General features: G+C 61.1%; 17 protein-coding genes. 14 read left to right on the top strand and 3 right to left on the bottom strand.

Annotated features, from left to right (window positions below):
- The 3 genes from G7A66_RS09280 to G7A66_RS09270 form a co-directional block, all read left to right on the top strand.
- Positions 1 to 361, top strand: a 361-nt coding sequence (locus G7A66_RS09280) for a TonB-dependent receptor domain-containing protein (RefSeq protein WP_174295410.1), incomplete at its 5' end; no start/stop codon positions are given.
- Between the two features lie 66 nt (positions 362 to 427).
- On the top strand, positions 428 to 1,918 hold the full coding sequence (locus G7A66_RS09275; protein ID WP_174295409.1) for a serine hydrolase domain-containing protein: 1,491 nt from the start codon (positions 428 to 430) through the stop codon (positions 1,916 to 1,918).
- A 97-nt stretch (positions 1,919 to 2,015) separates the two neighbouring features.
- Positions 2,016 to 3,971 (top strand): serine hydrolase domain-containing protein, encoded by a 1,956-nt coding sequence (locus tag G7A66_RS09270; RefSeq protein WP_206675151.1) that lies wholly within the window; start codon positions 2,016 to 2,018, stop codon positions 3,969 to 3,971.
- A gap of 141 nt (positions 3,972 to 4,112) precedes the next feature.
- Here the strand turns inward: G7A66_RS09270 and G7A66_RS09265 are convergent, their stop codons facing one another.
- Complete coding sequence (locus G7A66_RS09265) at positions 4,113 to 4,739, bottom strand: helix-turn-helix domain-containing protein (RefSeq protein WP_174295408.1); 627 nt, start codon at positions 4,737 to 4,739, stop codon at positions 4,113 to 4,115.
- 148 nt (positions 4,740 to 4,887) lie between these two features.
- On the opposite strand from G7A66_RS09265, the gene G7A66_RS09260 reads away from it, so the two are divergent.
- The 8 genes from G7A66_RS09260 to G7A66_RS09225 all read left to right on the top strand — a co-directional run bounded on the left by G7A66_RS09260 (position 4,888) and on the right by G7A66_RS09225 (position 17,035).
- Positions 4,888 to 6,867, top strand: a complete 1,980-nt coding sequence (locus tag G7A66_RS09260; protein ID WP_174295407.1) for a serine hydrolase domain-containing protein — start codon at positions 4,888 to 4,890, stop codon at positions 6,865 to 6,867.
- Positions 6,867 to 7,874 carry a dipeptide epimerase gene (locus G7A66_RS09255; protein WP_174295406.1) on the top strand — a complete coding sequence of 336 codons (1,008 nt, stop codon included), beginning with the start codon at positions 6,867 to 6,869 and terminating at the stop codon, positions 7,872 to 7,874. The genes G7A66_RS09260 and G7A66_RS09255 overlap by 1 nt, the downstream gene beginning before the upstream one ends.
- Positions 7,875 to 8,051: 177 nt before the next feature.
- Positions 8,052 to 9,092, top strand: a complete 1,041-nt coding sequence (locus tag G7A66_RS09250) for a DUF1611 domain-containing protein (RefSeq protein ID WP_174295405.1) — start codon at positions 8,052 to 8,054, stop codon at positions 9,090 to 9,092.
- Complete coding sequence (locus tag G7A66_RS09245; RefSeq protein ID WP_174295404.1) at positions 9,089 to 10,228, top strand: YkvI family membrane protein; 1,140 nt, start codon at positions 9,089 to 9,091, stop codon at positions 10,226 to 10,228. The genes G7A66_RS09250 and G7A66_RS09245 overlap by 4 nt, the downstream gene beginning before the upstream one ends.
- Positions 10,225 to 11,802 carry a serine hydrolase gene (locus tag G7A66_RS09240; RefSeq protein WP_174295403.1) on the top strand — a complete coding sequence of 526 codons (1,578 nt, stop codon included), beginning with the start codon at positions 10,225 to 10,227 and terminating at the stop codon, positions 11,800 to 11,802. The genes G7A66_RS09245 and G7A66_RS09240 overlap by 4 nt, the downstream gene beginning before the upstream one ends.
- Complete coding sequence (locus G7A66_RS09235) at positions 11,799 to 12,992, top strand: dipeptidase (protein WP_174295402.1); 1,194 nt, start codon at positions 11,799 to 11,801, stop codon at positions 12,990 to 12,992. The genes G7A66_RS09240 and G7A66_RS09235 overlap by 4 nt, the downstream gene beginning before the upstream one ends.
- 202 nt (positions 12,993 to 13,194) lie before the next feature.
- A complete protein-coding gene (locus tag G7A66_RS09230) occupies positions 13,195 to 14,865 on the top strand; it encodes an N-acyl-D-amino-acid deacylase family protein (RefSeq protein WP_332310527.1) in 1,671 nt (556 codons plus the stop codon).
- A gap of 97 nt (positions 14,866 to 14,962) precedes the next feature.
- The gene (locus G7A66_RS09225) at positions 14,963 to 17,035 is read left to right on the top strand and encodes a S9 family peptidase (protein ID WP_174295401.1); all 2,073 of its coding nucleotides are present in this window, start codon (positions 14,963 to 14,965) and stop codon (positions 17,033 to 17,035) included.
- A gap of 81 nt (positions 17,036 to 17,116) precedes the next feature.
- Here G7A66_RS09225 and G7A66_RS09220 read toward each other — a convergent pair whose 3' ends face one another.
- Positions 17,117 to 19,024 carry a CocE/NonD family hydrolase gene (locus G7A66_RS09220; protein WP_174295400.1) on the bottom strand — a complete coding sequence of 636 codons (1,908 nt, stop codon included), beginning with the start codon at positions 19,022 to 19,024 and terminating at the stop codon, positions 17,117 to 17,119.
- 34 nt (positions 19,025 to 19,058) lie between these two features.
- On the bottom strand, positions 19,059 to 20,993 hold the full coding sequence (locus tag G7A66_RS09215; RefSeq protein ID WP_174295399.1) for a serine hydrolase: 1,935 nt from the start codon (positions 20,991 to 20,993) through the stop codon (positions 19,059 to 19,061).
- Positions 20,994 to 21,198: 205 nt separating this feature from the next.
- Between G7A66_RS09215 and G7A66_RS09210 the strand changes: the two genes are divergently transcribed.
- The 3 genes from G7A66_RS09210 to G7A66_RS09200 are packed head-to-tail and all read left to right on the top strand — an operon-like array spanning position 21,199 to position 22,554.
- Positions 21,199 to 21,537 (top strand): DUF3489 domain-containing protein, encoded by a 339-nt coding sequence (locus G7A66_RS09210; protein ID WP_232366779.1) that lies wholly within the window; start codon positions 21,199 to 21,201, stop codon positions 21,535 to 21,537.
- On the top strand, positions 21,534 to 21,953 hold the full coding sequence (locus G7A66_RS09205; RefSeq protein ID WP_174295398.1) for a DUF2924 domain-containing protein: 420 nt from the start codon (positions 21,534 to 21,536) through the stop codon (positions 21,951 to 21,953). The genes G7A66_RS09210 and G7A66_RS09205 overlap by 4 nt, the downstream gene beginning before the upstream one ends.
- Positions 21,946 to 22,554, top strand: a complete 609-nt coding sequence (locus tag G7A66_RS09200) for a recombinase family protein (RefSeq protein WP_174295397.1) — start codon at positions 21,946 to 21,948, stop codon at positions 22,552 to 22,554. Before G7A66_RS09205 ends, G7A66_RS09200 begins: the two co-directional genes overlap by 8 nt.
- Positions 22,555 to 22,647: the final 93 nt, after the last annotated feature.

Below are 22,647 nucleotides of genomic sequence, written 5' to 3'. Positions count from 1 at the left end.
GACTGGGTTTAACCGCCGTGACGTTGCTGGCAACGTCGGAGATTCCGTCGTCGATGGCCTGCCGAAATGGCGCGGTCTCCTGTCAGTCGGGTACGACGAAGATGCGTTCGGGATCGGGGCACGCGCCCGCTATGTCGGCGGCGGTCAGTTCAACGACGAACAAGACATCGTGAACGGCGAGATCGATGCGCGCACCTATGTGGATCTAAACGCGCGATTCGAAGTCGCGGATCGATTCACCTTCTTTGGGAACGTCAACAATCTTTTCGACGTAAAGCCGCCCCTCATTACAACCACCGGCAGTGCGCACTACGACAACATTGGTCGCTTCTTCACAGTTGGAGCGAAGGTTGAGTTCTAATCCGCATCAATCCGAGAGGCGGACGTTCTCCACGTCCGCCAGCAAATTATCGGGAACAGCAAAAGCATGATAAAGACATTCAGTCGTTGCGGGATCAAAATCATTCTTTCCACGATGCTGGCATCGGCATCGGTAAGCGCGGCTGCCCAGGCGCAACTGCCGCGCGCCGAGGTTTCGACCACCGTCGACCAGCGAGTCGCCGATATCGAGGATTTCGTGGACGGTGCGATGGCGATGGCGATTGCCAATCGCGAGCTGGCAGGCGCCGTATTCGTGCTCGTGAAGGATGGCGAGATCGTCTTTCAGAACGGCTACGGTTTTGCAGATGTCGAGACTCGGCGCCCGGTCGATCCGGCGAGAACCCTGTTCCGGCCCGGATCTGTGTCGAAGCTGTTCACTTGGACTGCAATCATGCAGCTGGTCGAACAGGGCAGGCTGAACCTCGACGATCCTGTCGACAGGTACCTCGACTTCTCGATCCCGGACACTTTCCCGCAGGACATAACCGTTCGGCATCTGCTCGATCACAGTGCAGGGTTCGAGGACGGCTACAAGGACATGTTCGTCAGTTCGCCCGACGAATATCAGGCGCTCGGCCCCTGGCTCGCCGGGCATATTCCGGCGCGGGTGCGGGAGCCTGGAACGGAAGTCTCCTATTCGAACTACTCCACGGCGCTGGCCGGCTACATCGTTCAGAGGATCTCCGGCGAGGATTTCTCGGATTATGTGGACCGGCACATCTTCCAGCCCGCTGGCATGACCCGCAGCACGTTTCGTGAGCCCCTGCCAGAAGCGTGGGAGCAGGACGTGGCGGTCGGGTATGAATGGCAGGACGGCCGTTTCGAAGCGCAGCCCGCCGAAATGATCTACAATATTGCGCCGGCCGGCTCGCTGTCCTCCACTGGAACGGACATGGCCCGGTTCATGATCGCCCATCTCCAGGATGGGCGGATCGGCGACCAGCGTATCCTGAGGCCTGAAACGGCGCGCCAAATGCGCGAGCGCCTGGCGGCCAATTCGCCCGGATTGCCGGGTATCGCCCACGGCTTCCTCGAAAGCCGCGCCTCCAATCCCCGCATCGTCGGCCATGGCGGGAACACCGGAGAGTTCCACTCGAACCTGCTGCTGGTCCCGGAAGAAAACCTGGGGTTCTACATATCGGTGACGGGCGGCAATGCCGCCTCCACCGCACGGTCCGAGATCAGCGCGCTGGTGCTCGATCGACTCTTCCCGACGGAACGCCTGCCGAAGTGGCAGGGTGCGCCCGCCGAACTTGCGGAGGGCACCTATCGGACCAACAGGCGCTCCTATACAAACCACCGGGTCGATCCATCCAGCCTGATCCAGGTCAGCCGCGATGGCGAGCACGGCATCCAGGTCACAATCGCCGACCAGACCATCCGGTGGGAGCAGGTCGGCCCGCGCCTCTTCCAACAGGTTACGGGCGAGACCACGCCTTACGGTCCCCTCGGTTTGATCCAGTTTTATGGTGAGGGCGACGACACTCGCTTCTCCTTTGAGGCGCAACCATATACCCTTTACCGACTGGTATCCTGATTGGGTCACGGGCGGCGGTTCCAGGCCATGCTCTTAAGGTCAAAGGCCAAGAGTATGCCGCGGCGCCTTAACCGCTCTTTTCTTGGGAGAATTGCACGTGAAACTTCTATTCGCACTGGCCTTGTCGAGCCTTCCGGTGGCACTGGCGGCGCAGGAACCCGTCCGATCCGAAGCAGCGAGCGACGCGTCTGCCGAGGCGATCTACACCGCGCCCGAAGACTGGACCCGCGCCACGCGGGATACAGCCGTGATCTACACCGCACCCGAAGGTAATCTCAGACTTTCAGTCGTCGATGTCGGGGCTGCCGCCAATGCTGCGGCTGCCGCTGCATCAGCGTGGGAGATCTACAACCCCGAGGCGATGCGGAAGACGGAGCTGGTTACGGCCGGAGCACCTGGAGACGGTTGGGAAGAACGGGTCAACATAGCCTATGAAACCTCTCCTAACGAACGTGCCGTCGCGTCGGCGACTGCGCTTCGCGAGGGCGGCGAGTGGGTCGTGCTCATCGTCGAAGGGTCAGAGCTGGTCGCCAACAAGCGGTCCGCTGCCATATCGCTCGTCGGCCAGAGCATCCGTCCGGCGGGTTTTACGCCCGAGAGCTTTGCCGGCAAGGCTCCCAATGCGCTTACTCCCGAACGCGTGAACATGCTGCGCGATTTCGTAGCACGCTCGGCCGACATTCTGGACGTGCCGGGTGTCGGCATCGCTTTGATCGACGACGGCGAAGTGGTCTGGGAGGGCGGCGTCGGCGTACGGGAACTCGGCACTGACAAGCCAGTCGATGAGAACACGAAGTTCATGATCGCCTCCAACACCAAGGGAATGGCCACCCTGTTGCTGTCAGTTATGGCTGACGAGGGACGGTTGCGCTGGGATCAGCCGGTAACCGAACTCTATCCCGAATTCCGCCTGGGCAGCGATGCTACCACGAAGTCGACGCTGGTGCGCCATCTGGTCTGCGCCTGCACGGGACTGCCACGGCAGGATTATGCATTCATCCTGGCTGACAGCGGCGCCCCGGCGTCCGATACATTCCGGCAATTGAGCCTGAGCGAGCCGACGAGCGATTTCGGTGAACTTTACCAGTATAACAACCTCATGGCCTCTGCCGCCGGCTACTTGGGCGGCGCGCTGGCCTTTCCCGGGATGGAACTGGGCGCAGCCTTCGACAAGGCGATGCAGACCCGCATCTTCGACCCGCTGGGCATGGACAACACGACCTTCGACCTCGAGGTCGGCGAGAGCGGCAATTGGGCGCGTCCGCACGGAAACGACATCGAAGGCGATGTCACGCTGCTTTCCAACCGGTTCAACCATCTCATCACGCCGCACCGCCCCGCTGGCGGGGCGTGGTCGACTGCTGCGGACATGGCAAAATATGTGCAGCTCGAACTGTCCGAAGGCCTGTCGTCAGAAGGTGAGCGTGTGGTGAGCGAGGCCAATATCCTCAAGCGCCGCGAGCGCGGTGTGCCGATTGGTGAGGACGCTTGGTACGGTATGGGACTGATGGAGCGCGAGGAAGCGGGCGTGACGGTCGTGACGCATGGCGGCACTCTTCAGGGCTATCACAGCAACTTCTACCTGTTGCCCGACGCTGGGATCGGCGCGGTCATCCTCACCAATTCGGACAATGGCGCAGCCATGCTGGCGCCGTTCCTGCGCCGAATGCTCGAAGTGGTCTATGACGGCAAACCCGAAGCGGTGCAGGACATTCAGGCCGCTGCAGCGCGGATAGACAAGGCCGCCGCGGCGAAGCGCGAGCGTCTGACCTTCCCGGGCGATCCTGTGGTACTGGCTGGGCTGACGGGTCTCTACGAGCATCCCGAAATCGGCTCGATCCTCATCAACGAAACAGATAATGGCTACTGGATGAAGGCGGGGTTTGTAGAAGGACCAGTCGCCACGCGGGTCAATGCCGATGGCAGCACGTCGCTGATCACGGCTGGTGCCGGCCTGGTCCCTGTCGAGGCCGTTGTCGGTGAGCAGAGCGGGCAGCCTACGCTAACCGTGCGCGATGCCCAGCATGAATACGTCTACGGCCGGGTTCGCTGATTTCGCGCCGATCCGGTAATGCCGCTTGCAAGAAAGTGGCGGTGCGACCGGATCGACCCATGTAGGCAGGGGGGCAGCTTCCAGAAGCAGGTGAGGGCAGCGCAGTCGCCTCGATCAGGAAATCGCGATGGCGGCCTCGTCTCACTCGCGCAGATTGAGCAGCGAGTCCATCAGGCCATCATCTTCACTGGAGCAGACGCCCAGGACGACGGCTTCTTCGCAGCCTTCGGCGGTGACATAGGCGTGCCCCATCGATGAATCGAGATAGATGCCTTCTCCGGCATTGATCCTGACGGGATCGTAAAATTCGGAGTGAACCTCGATCCCTCCTTCGACGACATAGATGAATTCCTCGCCATGATGGTGCACCAATTCGCCGAATTCTTTCGCGCTCTGCGCGCGAATGCGCGTGACGATGGGGATCATCCGCTTCTGTCGAAGATCGGTGCAGAGGTAGTAATAATCATAGTTTTCAGTGGTAACCCGCACGGCTTCTTCCAGCCGGCCGATGCTCCTGCGCCCCGTTACCCGCGGCGGCGCATTATCCGGTTCTGCTTCGGCGAAGAGGTCGGACATGCGGATGTTTAGCCGCTGGCTGAGCTGCTGCAGCTTATCATAGGAGAGGGTAAGCCGATTATGCTCAACCTTCGACAGGGTGGAGACCGGGATGCCGGATTTCTCGCTCATCTCCTTGAGTGTCCAGCTATTTCTGGAACGGATCTCGCGAATGACTTCGCCAAGCGTCCGGGTCTTAGACTGCACACCCATGTAATAATGGCTCCTGATTTGACAATTCTCTAAATAGGACCATTATGTCCTGATAACGCTACGCCTTTGCACGTGCGGTCGGTCCGACTCGTAATAGGTCGGGCACGGTGCCGCAAGGCTCATAAGAGCGCTGCTGGGGGAGATTGCTATGCGATTTATACAGAAGATCATTTTGGTACTCGCGGCACTCGCGACCCTTCCACTGGCAGCGCAGGTTCCTGCTCCCGGCGGCGCTCCGGCTGCGCAGCAGCGGGCCGGTTCCGCAGCACCTGCGACAGATGCTGCAGCGAGAGAGCTTACGCGACAGGATGTAGAGGCCTGGCTGGACGGCTTTCTCCCTTATGCCCTGAACAAGGGCCGTATCGCCGGGGCCGTGGTGGTGGTGGTCGAGGATGATGAGGTCGTTCTCCAAAAAGGCTACGGCTATGCCGATGTGGACTCTCGTCAGCCCGTCACCGCCGAGGGGACGCTGTTCCGACCCGGCTCTGTTTCGAAGCTGTTCACCTGGACGGCCGTCATGCAGCAGGTGGAAGAAGGCAATCTCGACCTTGACGCCGATGTGAACCAGTATCTCGACTTCGAGATTCCGCCCTTCGAAGGCGAGCCGATCACGCTTCGCGATATCATGACGCACACGGCGGGGTTCGAGGAATCGATACGCTATCTGATCACCGACGATCCCGATGCGATCATGTCACTTGGCGAACAGATGCCGCTGGCCCTGCCGGAGCGTGTGTTCGCACCCGGCACCACTCCCGCCTATTCCAATTACGCCACGGCGCTGGCCGGCTATATCGTCGAGCGCGCGAGCGGCATGAACTTCGACGATTATATCGACCAGCGCATATTCACCCCATTGAACATGACCCGCTCAACCTTTCGGCAGCCCCTGCCCGCTCGGCTGGAGCCGCTGATGTCCAGCGGCTATTCGGTTTCCACTGAAGATGCCAAGGCGTTCGAGATCGTGGTCCCGGCACCCGCCGGTAGCCTGTCCGCTACCGGTGCGGACATGGCCAAGTTCATGATGGCGCATCTGAACGAGGGCGGCCCCCTCCTTCAGCCGAGCACCGCCAGGACCATGCACAATTACCGTGCGCCCGGCGTCGGTCCGCTGAACACGATGGCCTTGGGCTTCTACGAACAGCAGGTGAACGGCCGCCGCGCGATCGCCCACGGCGGCGATACGCAGTGGTTCCACAGCTATCTGTGGCTCTTCCCCCAAGACGACGTCGGCATCTTCATCGCGATGAACAGTGCCGGGATCGAGGGTGCCTCGGGTGCGATCCGCAGCAGCCTGTTCCATGCATTCGCCGACCGCTATCTTCCAGGCGAAGTTCCGCAGACGAGGGTGGAAGAGCAGACGGCGCGCGAACATGCCGCCATGATCGCTGGAAATTACATCAGCAGCCGTGGCTCCTTCACGAATTTCATGCGGCTGATCGGCCTCCTGGGGCCCCTCGAGATCGTCGTCGATGCGGATGGGCAGATCGCCCTGCCTGCGCTCGACGGCTTGAGTGCCGCTGCACGCGACTGGGTCGAAGTCGAGCCGTTTGTTTGGCGCGACACAGCAACCGGCGAAAGGCTTGCAGCCGAAGTCGAGGACGGGCGGGTAGTGCGGGTAAGCACCGATGCGATCTCCCCATTCATGGTGCTGGAGCCAGCCCCAGCTGCTTACAATGCTGCCTGGCTCCTGCCGGCGCTGCTGGCTGCACTGGTGCTGGTGTTCCTGGCAGCTATAGCCTGGCCGGTACGAGCACGAGTGAGGCGCAACTACGGCGCGAAATTCGCGCTGGAGGACCGCAGCCTCCTGGCTTGGCGCCTGTCGAGGGCCTTTGCATGGCTGACCGTTGCCGCGGTCGTGGGCTGGGTGGTGCTGATCATCGCCTTCTCCAGCGATCTCGGCAGTGTCGGCGGTCCGCTTGATTGGCTGATCAACCTGCTCCGCTTCTTGACTCCGATCGCGACACTGGGGCTTCTGATTACGGCTGCCTGGCATCTGTGGCTCAGTTTCAGGGTCAAGCGCCCTTGGACCATGAAGATTGGTGCGATCCTGCTGCTCCTGTCGGCACTGGTGCTCGTCTGGGTGACCTTCGGCTATAATCTCTACGGCTTCAGGATGGTCTACTAATGGTTGCTCATCACCAGAACGGGCTAACGCTGACGCTTGACGTCCAGAAGTTTCCCTATCGCAAGCCTTTTCGCATATCCGGACACGTCTTCACCGAGACATCGGTGCTTGTCGCGCAACTCTCCGACGGCGAACACACCGGCCGGGGTGAAGGGGCCGGGGTCTACTACCTTGGAGATGATATCGACCACATGGTGGCGGAGGCGCAACAGGCGAAGACAGCGGTCGAGGCCTGCAGAAACCGTGAGGAATTGCAGCAGGTGCTGCCGCCGGGCGGCGCGCGCAACGCCATCGATTGTGCCTTCTGGGATTTAGAGGCGAAGCAGCAGGGGCAGCCGGCTTGGAAGCTTGCGGGGCTCGGATCGCTTAAGCCGCTTCCTTCTGCGCTGACCCTCGGTGCCGACGATCCTGCCGTGATGGCCGAGGCGGCGCTTGCGCTGAACCCCGATGCGCCGATCAAGGTAAAGCTCACAGGCGAAGTTGAACTTGACAAGGCACGCCTGAAGGCGATCCGGGCGGCACGCGAAACCGCGTGGATCGGGGTCGATGCCAACCAGGGCTACTCGGCGGACAGCTTGCGCGAACTCGTCCCTGCCTTGCTCGAAAATCGCATCGCGCTGCTGGAGCAACCGCTGCGGCGAGGCGCCGAGGGCGACCTAGACGGGTTCAAGCGGCCGCTCCCCTTTGTTGCGGACGAGAGTGCCTTAAGCCTCGTTGATACGGCGTCGCTCGTCGGCAGGTACGATATTGTCAACATCAAGCTTGATAAATGCGGAGGGCTGACCGAGGGGCTTGCGATTGCGCGGCAGGCCCGGCAGCTCGGCCTGGGCGTGATGGTCGGCAACATGATGGGTACCAGTCTGTCCATGGCTCCATCCTACGTACTGGGCCAGTTTTGCGACGTGGTCGATCTCGACGGCCCGACTTTCCTCGCCCGCGACCGCGATCCGGGCGTAACCTATGCCGATGGCCTTATTCACTGCCCGCGAGGCATTTGGGGCTGGTAGAAGGCGGTCCCATTCTGGTTGACAATTTTCCGATCAGGACATTATATCAATATCGGGACGGCTGTCGCCGGAGGGTTGGAGTTTCTTGCCGAGAATCACTTCGGTCGAGCTGACGCTACTATGGCACCGCCAGCGGGGTAAGCCCGCGTTCCCTACAGATAATGGAGTTTGGCAGAGATGAATGCTCCCCTACCGCGCCTTTCACAGGAGCTTATCCTGCCGCAGCCATACTTGCTGTTCCTGGGCGATACAACCGAACCCAGCTTCGCCAAAACCGCTTTCGGCCTCGCGCATTGGGCCGCGGACCAGTGCATCGGCGAGTTCACCATTCCCGGCGCGACGGTCACCACTGGCCTTGCCACGCTCACGCCTGCCGAGGCGAAGGAGGCCGGTGCACGTTCTATGGTGATCGGCGTTGCCAATCAGGGCGGAATAATTGGCCGGAGCTGGATCTCGGCCCTGGTGGAAGCTTTGGATGCCGGCCTAGATATTGTCAGCGGACTGCATGTGCGGCTCGCAAGCATACCGGAACTTGAACAGGCTGCCGCGCGCAATGGCCGACGCTTGATCGACATTCGTAATCCGCCCGGCGATTTACCGGTCGGAACGGGTCGGAAGCGCAGCGGGAAGAGGCTCCTGACAGTCGGCACAGATTGCGCTCTGGGGAAGAAATACACGGCACTTGCCCTGCACCGTGCCTTCACGAAGCGCGGCGTCGACGCGGATTTCCGGGCGACCGGCCAGACCGGGATCATGATCGCGGGCCGCGGCATACCGATGGATGCGGTGATTTCCGACTTCGAAGCTGGTGCGGCGGAGGTTCTCAGTCCGGATGCGGAAGATCGGCATTGGGATCTGATCGAAGGGCAGGGATCGATCTTCAATCCATCCTACGCTGCCGTTTCGCTCGGCCTACTGCATGGCAGCCAGCCGGACGTATTCGTCGTCTGCCATGACCCCACCCGCAAGACAATCCTGGGCCTGAATGGCTTCGACGTGCCCTCAGTCGAAGAGGTGATCGACATGACCATCCGACTGGGCAGCCGAACTAATCCGGCGATCCGTTGTGCCGGTGTAAGCCTCAACACTTCCAGCTTCGACGAAGGTGAAGCGGAGGCGCTGATGAAAGCCGAAAGCAAGCGTTTGCAGCTTCCGGTCGCAGATCCGGTGCGCGGCGGCGCGGCGTTCGAAGCTCTCGTAGATGCCTGCCTCGCATGACTGAAGCCGCTCCCAACGGGAAGAGCAGCTGGTTCCAGCGCTTCCTTCTGCCGGGCTTCGCTCTCAAAGCGGTAATCATCGGCGGCGGCTATGCGACAGGCCGGGAGCTTGCCGAATATTTTATCCCGTCAGGGCCATGGGGCGGTCTTGCAGGTATGCTCTTCGCCACCGCGATCTGGAGCTTGGTGGCGGCCGTCACCTTCATGATGGCGCGCGAGATGCGGGCTTATGATTACAAGACTTTCTTTCGCAGGCTTATGGGTCCGGGATGGATCCTGTTCGAACTGGCGTATCTGATCTTCGTGATCCTGATCGTCGCGGTGTTCGGCGCGGCGGCGGGAGAGATCGGGGCGGCGACATTCGGCTGGCCTCCCGTGCTGGGATCGATCATCCTTGCCGTCGCGATCCTCGTAACGACGTCCTTCGGCACTGCAGCGGTGGAGCAATTGTTCCGCTACGCCTCGTTCCTGATCTACACGGTCTATGCGCTCTTCCTGATCTTCGCGCTGGCGACTTTCGGTGATCGCATCGGTGAGGGGTTCGCCAACTCGCCCCCGCCGTTGGACGGCTGGCTTGCGGGTGGTCTCACCTATGCAAGTTACAACATCGTCGGCGCGGTCATTATCCTGCCCGTCTTAAGACACCTGACCAGCCGCCGCGACGCGTTGATCGCCGGTGCGATTGCGGGGCCACTGACGATGCTGCCCGCCATCCTGTTCTTCGTCGCCATGGTCGCGTTCTATCCCTCTATCGGGGACGAGACCTTGCCCTCCGACTTTCTGCTTCGCCAGATGAGCATCCCGGGGTTCCAGATCGTCTTTCAGCTCATGATCTTCACGGCATTGCTGGAGAGCGGGGTTGGCGCAATTCATGCGGTGAACGAGAGGATCGCGGGTGCGGTCGAGGCTCGGAACCGGCCTGCTCCCGGAACTCTCGCCCGGGCGGCCATTGCTTCGGCGATCCTTGCCGGGTGCATGTTCGTCGCTGCGCGGATCGGCCTCGTCGACTTGATCGCCAGCGGCTATACCTTTCTCGCCTGGCTGTTCCTGGCCGTCTATGTCGTGCCCTTGCTCTGCATCGTCACTTACCGACTTCTCAATCGCAGCTCCTCACAAACAACGGAAGCCCAACCATGAAGCATATCCACCTGATCGCTTCGGCGTTCGTTCTGACCGTTCCTGCGGCGGCATGGGCTGAGCCGCCTGTCGATATCGCGCAGGAGGTGGAAGCGCTGCGCCAGAAGATCGGCGCGCCGGGCATTGCCATCGCCATCGTCGAGGATGGGGAGACGACGCTGGCACGCGGCTGGGGCGTGCGCAAGCTGGGCGAAAGCGCGCCCGTCGATGGCGAAACCTTGTTCCAGACCGGATCCACCGGTAAGGCCAAGACCGCCGCTGCCCTGGCTATCCTGGTGGATGAAGGCAAGATTGAGTGGGACGACCCGGTCATCAAGCATATGCCGTGGTTCCGCATGTATGATCCGTGGGTGACGCGTGAAATCACGATACGCGACCTGCTTGTTCACAATAGCGGGCTGGGTCTCGGGCAGGGCGATCTGCTGTTCGTGCCGCGGACCAACCTAACGCGCCGCGAAACGGTGGAGCGTGTAGCTCATCTCAAGCCGAAGACGAGTTTCCGCTCCGGCTACGCCTATGACAACATCCTCTATGCCGTCGCCGGCCAGTTGATTGAGGAAGTAACCGGGCAGACCTGGGAAGACTTCGTGCGCGAGCGCGTTCTGCGCGCAGGCGGTATGGACAATGCCACTAGCGACAGCCCCCAACGCTTCGCCACGGCGAACCGCTCCCATCCCCATGCTCGCCTGTCCGGGCCGTTGCGCGGTCTTGGCGAACAGCAGGTTCTCGACGAACGTGACGAGCTTGGCCGCACCGCCGCGCCTGCCGGGGGTTTGGCACTCAGCGCGGAGGACATGGCCGACTGGCTGAAGATCCAGCTGGCGCATGGCGCGTTGCCGGACGGCGGCAGGCTGTTCAGCGAAGAGCAGGCTAGCGAAATGTGGACGCCCGTAACGATCATGCCGATCTCGCAATTGCCCGATCCGCTCAAGCCTGCGCAGCCTACGAGCCAGGCCTACGCGCTAGGCTGGCAAGTGTCCGACTATCGCGGGCATCGCATCATCTCGCACGGCGGCGGTGTCTTCGGTTCGATCACCCGCGTGGTGATGATCCCGGATCTGGATGTAGGCTTCGCCATCATGACGAATTCGGAAGAAAGCGGCATGTTGCTGGGCCTGACCTACGACCTGCTCGATCATTATCTGGACGCGCCCGATTACGACTGGACCACCAAGTGGCAGACCTGGTTCGAACAGCGCCTGGAGGGGGGAAGACAATTCCTGCAGAGCGCGAAGGCCGCTCCTGCCGGGGTCGGCCCTTCGCTGGAACTGTCGCGCTATGCAGGCAGCTATCGCGACCCCTGGTATGGTGACGTGGTGATCGGCGAAGGCCCGAACGGGTTGACCATCGATTTCACATCGACGCCCCGCATGACGGGGCAGCTCGCGCACTGGCAATATGACAGCTTCGTCACCGAATTCGACGATCCTGCGCTTGAGCCTGCCTATGTCACCTTCGCCCTCGATGCCGATGGCAAGGTCACAGGCGTGACTATGAAGCCTGTCAGCAAGATCGCGGATTTCAGCTGGGATTATCAGGATCTGGATCTCAAACCGGTGGGGGAGCAGCAATGAAATATGCCATTCCCTTGGGCGCAGCGCTCCTGAGCCTTGCCGCCTGTTCTTCGACCCAATCGCAGGTTACGGCCAGCGCCAAGGCGTTGCATCGCGACATGCTGGTGCTCGATACCCATCTCGATACCCCGATCAATTTCGGCCGGGAGGGCTGGAACTTCGCGGAGCGTCACACGATCGAGAACGACATCGCGCAGGTTGATCTCGGGCGCATGGCAGAAGGCCACCTCGATGGCGGATTCTTCGTCATCTACACCGAACAGGGTGATCTGACGCCTGAAGGGTACCGCGATGCGCTGGCATTCGCCCGGGAACGTTCGGCCCTGATCGACAGGGAGATCGCTGCCCATCCCCGCCTGATCGGCTTTGCCCGCACGGCAGACGAAGTCCTTCGCCTCGCCGCCGCGGGCAAGCTCGTCGCGCTCAAGGCGATCGAGAACAGCTATCCGATCGGTAAAGACCTGACGCTGCTGCAGGAATTTTACGACGCTGGAGTCCGGCTCGCGGGGCCGGTGCATTCGGTTACTAACCAGTTCGCTGACGCAGCGGGCGGCGAGGCGAAGTGGAACGGGTTGAGCCCGCTTGGCCGTCAATGGGTCGCAGAGATGAACCGGCTGGGGATGGTGATCGACGGCAGCCATTCCTCGGATGCCACTTTCGACGAAATGCTGCGGCTTTCCAAGACGCCCCTGTTGCTGTCCCACAGCTCTCCCGAGGCGGCTTTCGACCACCCGCGGAACCTAGACAATGCGCGGATCCGCCAATTGGCGGCCAGCGGCGGCGCGATGTGCATGTCGACCGTGTTCCTTTCGGACATGAACCTTTCCGAAGAACGCGGCGTGCTGTTCGAACGATACGAAAACATCGCCGGAATGTCCCCTGCAGAACAGGCGGAGCTGGTGCGCCAGTGGCGTGCGCTCAACAAGACCGAGCCCATGTGGTCCACCACTTTCGAACAATATATGACGGCCTTGCTGAACCTGATCGAAGTGGCTGGGGTCGACCATGTCTGTTTCGGCGCGGATTGGGACGGCGGCGGCGGCATCCAGGGGCTTGAGGACATTACCGCTCTGCCGGTCGTGACCCAGCGTCTGCTGGAAGCGGGTTACAGCCCGGCAGATATCGAGAAGATGGCCAGCGGAAATGTGCTGCGGATAATGCGCGCAGCCGAGGCGGTGCGAGGCAGGTAGAAGCCGCTCGCAGATCTGTGTCCGCTGTTTGACATATCTCCGATTGGGACCATAGTGTCTCCGGTATAGATGTATTCTACGTGGCGAGCATGGCTGGCAAGCGAAGAACACGATCAAACGGGGAGGGCTCGACATTTCTGCTACGAACAAAAGGTCCAGCAGGACCGCTCGCTTTTCCGCAGCCGCGCTGCTTCTCGCATCCGTGACCGGCTGTGCCACTGCGCAGATCGCCGAGGCCCCCACGACCTATGATTTGGTAATACGAAACGGCGCGATCTACGACGGTAGCGGAAGTGCGCCTTACATGGGCGATATGGCTGTCAAGGGCGATCGGATCGTCGCCATGGGGGAAGTGCGCGGACAGGGGCGCGAAGAGATCGATGCTGCCGGGAAGGCCGTTGCGCCGGGCTTCATCAACATGCTGAGCTGGGCCAATCGCTCGCTGATCGAGGATGGCCGCGGCATGTCCGACATCCGCCAGGGGGTGACGCTGGAAGTGTTCGGCGAGGGCTGGACCATGGGCCCAATAAACAATGCGATGCGGAAGCAACTGCAAGGGCAACTGGGCGAAAACAGCGCCCCGATCGGCTGGACCACCCTCGGCGAGTATCTCGAGTTCTTGGAAACGAAGGGCGTCTCGCCCAATGTCGCCAGCTTTGTCGGCGCGACTACCGTGCGGATCCACGAACTTGGCGAGGGGGACGTTGACCCCGATGCCGAACAGCTTGGCCGGATGCGGGCGCTTGTCCGCAATGCCATGGAAGAAGGCGCGATGGGCGTCGGGTCGGCGCTGATCTACGCTCCCGGCAATTACGCCGAGACACCCGAACTCGTCGCACTGGCGCAGGAAGCGGGGCGCTGCGGCGGCATGTATATCAGCCACATGCGGTCCGAAGCCGACGACATCGGCACCGCCATCGACGAGGTGATCACGATCGCCCGGGAAGGGAGCCTCCCGGCGGAAATCTACCACCTCAAGCTTGCGGGCAAGAGCAACTGGGATCGGCTGCCGGAGGTTGTGGCACAGATCGAGAAAGCGCGCCGTTCCGGCATCAGGCTCACCACCAACATGTATCTCTACACGGCGGGTGGAACCGGTCTTGATGCGGTAATCCCCCCATGGGTGCAGGCGGGCGGCCGGGACGCCATGCTCGAACGGCTGCAGGATCCGCAGACGCGCACGAAAGTGCTCAGCGAGATGCGCGCCGCCGAAAGCGAATGGGAAAACCTACTGCGCGCTGCCGGTGCCGAAGGCATTCTGCTCGTCAGTTCGGAAAACCCCGCGTTGGAGCCGCTGATGGGCAAGACCCTAGCCGATATCGCTGTGGTACGCGGAAAGAGTGCGGAAGAAACTGCGATCGACCTCGTGCTGCAGGATGGCGAGATCGGCGCGATCTACTTCATGATGTCGGAGGATAACGTCGCCCGGCAGACGGCGCTTCCGTGGATGAGCTTTGGATCCGATGCGGCTGCACCTGCGGCCCAGGGTGAAACGCTGAAAAGTGCAGCGCATCCTCGCGCCTATGGCAACTTCGCTCGGCTGCTCGGCAAATATGTGCGCGAGGACAAAGCGTTGCCTTTGGCCCAAGCAATACGCGGGCTTACGTCCTTGCCGGCAGCCAACCTCGGACTGCGCCAGCGCGGCAGCCTGAGCGTCGGAAATTTCGCTGATATCGTGATCTTCGACCCGGAGACCGTCAGCGACCATGCGACTTACAATCAGCCGCACCAGTATGCGACCGGGGTGACCGATGTGTTCATCAACGGCGAACAGGTGCTGTCGCAGGGCGAACATACCGGCGCCATGCCCGGGCGTGTCGTTCGCGGGCCGGGCTGGACGGGGTGGCCGGATGGCGGTGCCTGCCGAAGCTAACCTAGGATGCGATTTCCATCGGCTAAGACGGAAGCCGATGTTTGCTAAATTCCGCAGACCGTATCCGGTCAGCGCAACATGAAGAAGGGGGCTGAGAATGCCTGCGACCAAGTATTTTCTTTCTGTAGCAGCCTTGCTCACCGCCATGCCGCTAGCGGCGCAAGAAACTGATGAATTTTTGGAATTCCCAATAGCTACCGAAGTAAGCGCATCGGATAGCTCGGCCTTCGCGTGGCTCGTGGCGCAAGGCGACGAGACTCACCTGATGTTTGCGCAGGCACCAGATTTCAAGCCGGTGAAGCTGTTCGGCCAGTCCGATGTCGGGGGGCAGCCGATCACGAGTGTTTATGCTTCGCCGAAGGGTGATTACGTCGCCTATCTGACCGGGGTGCCGTTCAGTGGCTCGGGGGAAGCGTTCAACCCGGCGGATCTCTTGCAGGCCCCCTCGGCGACGCTCTGGCTGATGAGCACACAGCCTGGCGCGGCGCCAATCGAGATCGGCGTCGGCTTCAGTCCGAAATTCACGCCCGACGGCAAGCGAATGGTCTATCGTAAAGGGCGCGACCTGATGTCGGTGAACCTCGCACAGCCGACTGCGGAGCCAGCGGTTCTCGTGCCGGGCGGCGGCGGGTTCAACCAGGGCGTATGGTCGAAAGACGGACAGACGCTCTACTTCGTGCAGGATCGCGGCGGGTGGTCGTTCCTGGGTCAGTACACGCTCGGGCAAGAGCAGGTGAAGTGGCTGGTTACCGGGCCGAACCGCCTGAGTTCCCCCCAAATCTCGCCCGACGGCCAGACCATCGCCTATCTGCGCTGGCCTGCTCGCCAGCATACGGTCTCCTACGACATAACCGAAAATCAGCCTATCGCGGTCGAGACGGTCGACATCGCTTCCGGGCAGGTGCGGACGCTGTACGAGCCAGCCGGCAAAGCGGGATCGATACTAACGGACGACCCGGAAGGAATTCTGCGCTGGGCCGACGACCGCAACATCGTCGTCAGGTCTGAGGAAGACGGCTGGGCGCGGCTCTATGCCATTCCCCGCAGCGGAGGATCGGCGCGGGCCCTCACGCCCACCGGCTGCGAAGTCGCAGAGAGCGAGCTTGCCGCTGCAGACCTTCTGTTCGTCATTCACAATTGCGGCAATATCGACACGAGGCAATTGTCCGAAGTTGAGGTTTCGACCGGACGGGAGCAGGCGATTGCGAGCCCTGACGTAGTCATGGGCCTTGCTCGTTCATCAGGCGATGGCCGTTATGTCGCCTTCACGGGCGGCGATGATGAAGATGCGCCGCTCCTGCGCGTGCTGGATCTGGGCACCGACCGGTTCGCCCTTTCCGAGGAGCCGGAGAATTACGGCTATTCCCACACCTTCACGGCACCTCCGCCGCAGCTTGTCCGGATCCCCGCCAGCGACGGCGGCACGGTTCCGGCGCAATTGTTCCTTCCGGCGACGAAAGGCCCGCATCCGGCCGTTGTATATGTTCATGGCGGGCCGCCGCGGCAGATGTTCCCCGGCTTTCACTTCGGCAGCTACTACGCCAAGGACTTCGCTGTTAATCGGCGCATGGCGGAACTCGGCTATGTCGTCGTCAGCATAAATTATCGCTCGGGCACCGGTTATGGGCGTGACTTCCGCGAGGCACCGGGGCGGGCATGGCGCGGCGCATCGGAATACGCCGATGTGCTAGGTGCAGGGCGCTGGCTGGCGCAGCGCGAGGACGTCGATCCAGAACGGATCGGGATCTGGGGCGGCTCCTATGGCGGATTGCTAACCGCCCATGCGCTGGCGCGGGATTCAGAGCTTTTCGCGGCCGGCGTTGCCATTCACGGCGTCTTTGACTGGAGCTGGCCGTCTCCGACGCCGGGACATCAGAACCCCAGCTACATATTCGGCGTAAGCGAAGCGGATCGGCCGCTGGCATTCGAATCTTCTCCGCTTGCGGCAATTGACGACTGGACCTCACCGGTCCTGCTTATCAGCGGCGACCGCGACATGAGCGTAGATGTGCTGGAAACAATCGATCTGCACCAGAAGCTGACCGACCGGGGAGTAGATGTCCGAACTGTACTCCTGCCGGGCGAAGCGCACGACATTATCCTCTATTCCAACTGGCAGAAGGTCTGGGATGAGAGCCGCCGCTTCTTCGAAGCAACGCTGGGAGAGTAGAGGGCGTCAGACTTACACTCATCGGCAGCGGACGCTGCCGATGAGTGTATTTACCAGCGCATGAAGTCGGTCGTTGGAACTTTAACGGTCAGCCGGGACGACCGGAAGCTTGATATAGGACAGCTTGCCGGGCGAGTGATGGACCGTGTTGTGCGCGATCACGAATTCGCTTTCAGTTTCGTTTGAGCCGCCCGTGTTGAGGTTGCGTGCGAACTTTGGGAAGTTCGATGATGTAACTTCGATGCGAATACGGTGTCCCGGCAGGAATGTATTGCTGATCGTAATCGGAGTGGGCGATACCTGGTACACCTCCCCCGCCTCCATCAGCTGCGGATTGTCGAATCCGGTGCGGTACCGCGCGCGCAGTATCGTATCGCCCAAGATGTGGGCCGTTCCGTCGGGCGCGACGTCGACGAGCTTCACCGCAAAATCCGTATCCCGCGCATCGGAGGAAACGCTGAGAACCGTCTCGACAAAACCAGATACCTCCATGGCGTCTGTCAGAGGCTCGCTCGTATAGACCAGCACATCGTCACGCGCTTCGATCAGCCGCTGATCGAAAGCACCTGCCTTGACCAGCCCGCCATTGCAGCAGTCGCCCCCGCCGACAGTCTGAACCGGATTGGCAGGATCATAGATGTAGCGATCTGCGATTTCTTCGCTTCTAGGTGGATCGACCGAAAGCCTTCCGTCTCCGTACAAGCTGTTTGCCCCACCAGATGAACGCAGGTGCAAAGTGACGTCTCGAGCACTCTTAGGCGGCCATTGGGTCGCGCTTTGCCATTCATTCGTGCCCATGGTGAAGTAGCGGACAGGTGCGGTGGATGCGGGAAACGCCCGCGTCTCGCCCTTTAGCCACCGATCAAAGAAGCTGTATACCTGATCGTCAACAGGAAAGCTCGCGTCGCCCAGCTCACGATCGCCGGACACGAAGTCGGGCCCTAGTTCGGAAAAACGACAGTGATTGTTCGGACCGATCACTGCATACTGGTTGCTGCTCGCTTTCTTGTCCGTGTTTACCGAGCGGGCGTGATTGAACAGGGCCATGTTCGGACCGATCGAAACGTCGTACCAACTGTTGAACCACAGGGCTGGAACGCCCCAGCCCATGTCATCGTGATACAGCCCCCCTTCCTTCCATTCGGGGTCGGCAGGGCTACGGGCAATCAGATTTTCATAGGTGCCAGCCGGCTCTCCAAGATCGGACAGCAGGGTCGAAAGTGGTAAGTGGCGGATCTGCCGCGTCCAGTCGACCGCCGGCTTCTTTGCCGCAAGATCGTTGTATCGCGCAATCTGTGCCTGCGTCGGCTGGTCCAGCCCCCCGGGTAGCTGCGCGCGCAGAGGATTGTCGACGCCATATAGCCAAACAAAAAACAGGCTGCGGGGGACTCCACCCGTGTACCAATTACCCTGTTCCTGAAATGGCCCCACCTTTCCGATGCCGGCTCCTGCGGCCATCGGTACCATCGCCGCATGTGCCGGATGATCCATCGCAGCAAGCGCGAGCTGCCATTCCGCCGAAGAGGAGCAGCCTAGAGTGCCCACCTTGCCGTTCGACCATGGCTGATCGGCAATCCAGCTGATCGTGTCGTAACCGTCCGTCTGCGGATATCCGAGTATCTCGTATTTGCCTTCCGAATAGTAGCGGCCGCGCTCGTTCTGCACCACAAAGGCGAAGCCGCGTGAAACAGCTTCAAGCGCGCGGCGGCTCGTCCGATCCTGATAGGAAAGTTCGTTGTAGGGCGTTTTCCAAAGGATGGTTGGCAAAGGCCAGTCCGCATCCTTGGGCATGTAGATATTAGTGGCGAGGCGTACGCCGTCGCGCATGGCAACCATCTCGATCATGCGCACATCGGCTCGATCGGCGAGCGCTTCTGCAATCGCCTCATCGCTGTATTTCGAGAAATCCTGGCTGCTTGCCTGTATGCTGGACGCCGCCAGCGCAGCCGCTGTCATGGAAGCGGTCAAAATCTTCCCGGTCTTCTTCATAGGCTATGCTCCATTCCGGCTGGACGCCACATACTCAGTAATTCAGATTCCAGCTCATCAAGCCGCCCATGTAGGCGATCCAGAGGACGCCGATCATCGCCGCCAGTAGCAGGAGGCTCCCGGCAATCGCCAGCCGCCCGCGTCCATCCTTGAAGGCGAGCCACGAATTCCACGCGCAGATGAGGACGCCGGCGATCGGCACGATAGCCGCAACCTGCATGAGACGCACCCAGCTATCCAGGCTGTCATCGTAGACGTGAAGATCGTTCGCCAGCACCGGCTGCAGGATTAGGAACCAGCCGACGAGATAAAGCACGACCGCGAGGGCGGACAGCTTGCTCAGGAAAGCTGCGGTGCGGCTTGGGCCGCTAAGCGACTCTGCCCTTCCGTAAACCCGGTTCAAAGTGGCTTTTACCGTCCATGCAACTAACGTCACCAGCAGGATGAGCAGCGACGCTGCAAGCACAGGCATGTTGAGGGCCGAACTGCGTGCGAACGGCACCGCCTGAAGGACCGAGATAGGATTATCACTGTCGATAACTGCCTTGCGCCCGTCTACCTCGGTCAACGCGAGGCGCCTCTCACCGCCAATCTCCTGCCAGACGTATGGTTCCACTTCATGAAAGCGTTCACCTTCTTCACCGGAGGCAAGGCTGATCGTACCGTCGTCGTGCCCGATGATCTCCTCTTGCTGCAAAAGGTAGAAGAGACCGATGAAGCCGGATTCCACCCGCCGCGAACTTTCGTAGGCGCCGACTATCTCATCGACATGTTCTTGCACGGGCAGTGGCTCGGCGCCGGCCCCTGCCGGAGCCGGAAAGTATCGGTCCATGAATGCTTCGAACAGATCTTCTCGAACGGCATAGACAGCATCGCTTGCGCCGCGGCCATTGAAGCTGACGAAGATGCCGACATTTTCTTCTAGCAGCAGGTTCATGTCGGTGTGGAAAGCGACCGTGTCCCCGCCGTGTCCGATCACCAGCCTGCCATTTTCCCGTCCACGGAAGAAACCATGCGCTATGGTCGAGAAGCCCTCTCGATGCGGAGCGGAAGCGCTATGCATAAGGCGCGCGGTATCCGGCTCAAGGATCTGCGCATCCTCATATTGCCCCTGCTGTAGATGCGCGATCATGAAGCGGGCCATGTCCGTCGCCGTGGCGGAGATGCTGCCGGCCGGAGCGGTAGTCACGATCTCGAAAGGGCGGGGCGGTGAGGACGCATCCATGTAGCCCCTGGCCATTCCGTCCGTCAGCCTGCTTGGCAAAGGCTGCCTTGTTGTCGAACGTTCCATGTCGAGCGGTTCGAGAATGTGGCGCTCGATGTACTCGTCGTACGGTTCGCCAGAGACCCGCTCCACGATGTAGCCTGCCAGCGCAGTGCCATAATTTGAATAGGCCGGCACTTCGCCGGGGGGGAACATCACCGGCCTGCGGTTCTGCTTCAAGTACGCCTCGGTCGTCGGAAAGTTCTCCGGGTCGACCATCAGCAGGTTCTTCAGACCTTCCTCGAAGCCTGCGCGGTGGTTGAGCAGATCGCGAAGAGTGATCGGCCGATAGGGCTCATGATCAATCTCAAAGTCGAGATATTCGTTTATGTCCCGATCCAGGTCGAGCTTGCCTTGTTCGACCAGTTGCATGACCGCAGTCCAGGTGAACGGCTTGCTCGTTGATCCGATACGGGTCAGAGTTCGATCGCCGTCCATTGGAATCTCTGCAGCAACATCGGCGTAGCCGTAGCCTTTGCTGACAAGGATCTCGCCGTCCTTCACAACCGAAACGACCGCACCAGGGATATCGGTTCGGGCAAGGGACGCCGGCAAATAGCCATCCAGCCAGGCCTCAACATCGGCCTCGGTCAGTTGGGCGGAGCCTGGTTGATACAGATTGCCCGTATCTTCCGAGCCTATAGCTGATGTGCTCTCCGGTACCAGCGGAGCAACTTCCGCGACCTGCTGGGAAGCCAGAGGCAAGCCAAGCCCGCATGCAACTGCCGTTGCAGCAACCAAGATCATCTTTCGCAGTTTCATCGCTTCATCCCCCAAACCTCCCTCTATATGTTTTCTCGTTCGGGTTAAAGTATCTTGTCGAGGATATGTTATCCTGAATGGAGAACTGCGTGGGCCGGTCCGCGGATTGGGCTGGACTGTTCGCCAATTCCGAGCATTGCTGCACCTGTTGATCGACGCGCTTGACGGAACCTCCGGCGGCCTGAGACTGCCGGAGCTTCAGGTGGTGGGAGGCGATTGTGCCTTCCGCCACCAGGAGAACGCCATGAGCAGCAAGTCACCGGCGCCCAGCGAGGCTGCGCCACTCCCATCTAAAGCCGACGTTGTTTGCACCCTTTTGCGCGAGCCGAGCGGCGCAACTCTCGAGCAGATCACTTCTGCGACCGGGTGGAAACCGCATTCAGCCCGGGCCTTCTTGTCCGGACTGAAGAAGAAGGGGGCATCGCTTGACAGAACGAAGCTCGATGGCCTCAGCCGCTACCGCATCGTTGCGGAGAGCGGCGAGTGAGCCGGCTCGAGAAAGAGCTCACCGAGCTGGAGAACCTGTCCCAGGCACAGCTTCGCGAGCGATGGAGCGCAGTAGCCGACGGTCTGCCGCCGAACGTCGCAGTTCCGCTACTTCGCTCGCTGCTGGCTTACCGGCTGCAGGAGAGGCGGGAAGGGCGCCTGCCGGCGCTGGTCAGGCGAGAGTTGATGCGTCTGGCGAAGTCAGGCGATGGTGCCGCGTCCGCCGCTCGACAGAAGCTTTCGCCCGGTGCGCGCCTGCTACGCGAATGGAACGGCCAGACCCTGCTCGTGGAGGTGCTTGAGACCGGCTTTCGCTTCCAGGAGCGGGACTGGAACTCGCTGAGCGAGATCGCCCGGCATGTAACGGGTACATCGTGGTCTGGCCCGCGGTTCTTCGGACTGACCTCACGTGGCTGAGAAGATCCTGCGCTGCGCGATCTATACGCGCAAGTCGACCGAGGACGGGCTCGAGCAGGAGTTCAACAGCCTGAATGCACAATACGAGGCCTGTGCCGCTTACGCGCTGAGTCAGCGACACGAGGGTTGGGTCGTAAACCCCGAACGCTATGATGATGGAGGCTTCTCAGGAGGCAATATGGAGCGCCCGGGTCTGAAGCAATTGCTGGCCGATATTGAAGCGGGACAGGTGGATATCGTGCTCCTCTACAAGATCGATCGCCTGACCCGCTCGCTCTCGGACTTCTCGCGCATCGTTGACGTACTCGACAACGCAGGTGCCAGCTTCGTCAGCATCACCCAGGCCTTCAACACCACAACCAGCATGGGGCGGCTCACGCTCAACATGCTGCTCTCCTTCGCTCAGTTCGAGCGCGAGGTCACAGGAGAGCGGATCCGCGACAAGATCGCTGCTTCCAAGCGCAAGGGGATCTGGATGGGTGGTCCGGTACCGCTCGGCTACAAGATCAGAAACCGCAAGCTGGTGATAGTGCCGGAGGAGGCCGAGCAGGTCCGACGTATCATGGCTCGTTATCTTGCGCTGGGTAGCGTGGACTTGTAACGTTTTTGCGCCGGTCACCTGAGCGATTAGAGCTCGCAACAGGAGACCGACGAGATGATCAAGCATACAGAAGAGTTCAAGCAGGAGGCGGTG

It is taken from the genome of Alteripontixanthobacter muriae, assembly GCF_013336795.1.
Lineage (GTDB): Bacteria > Pseudomonadota > Alphaproteobacteria > Sphingomonadales > Sphingomonadaceae > Pseudopontixanthobacter > Pseudopontixanthobacter muriae.
Note: the sequence above shows the minus strand (reverse complement) of the source record. Positions and strands in the feature narration are given on the sequence as shown.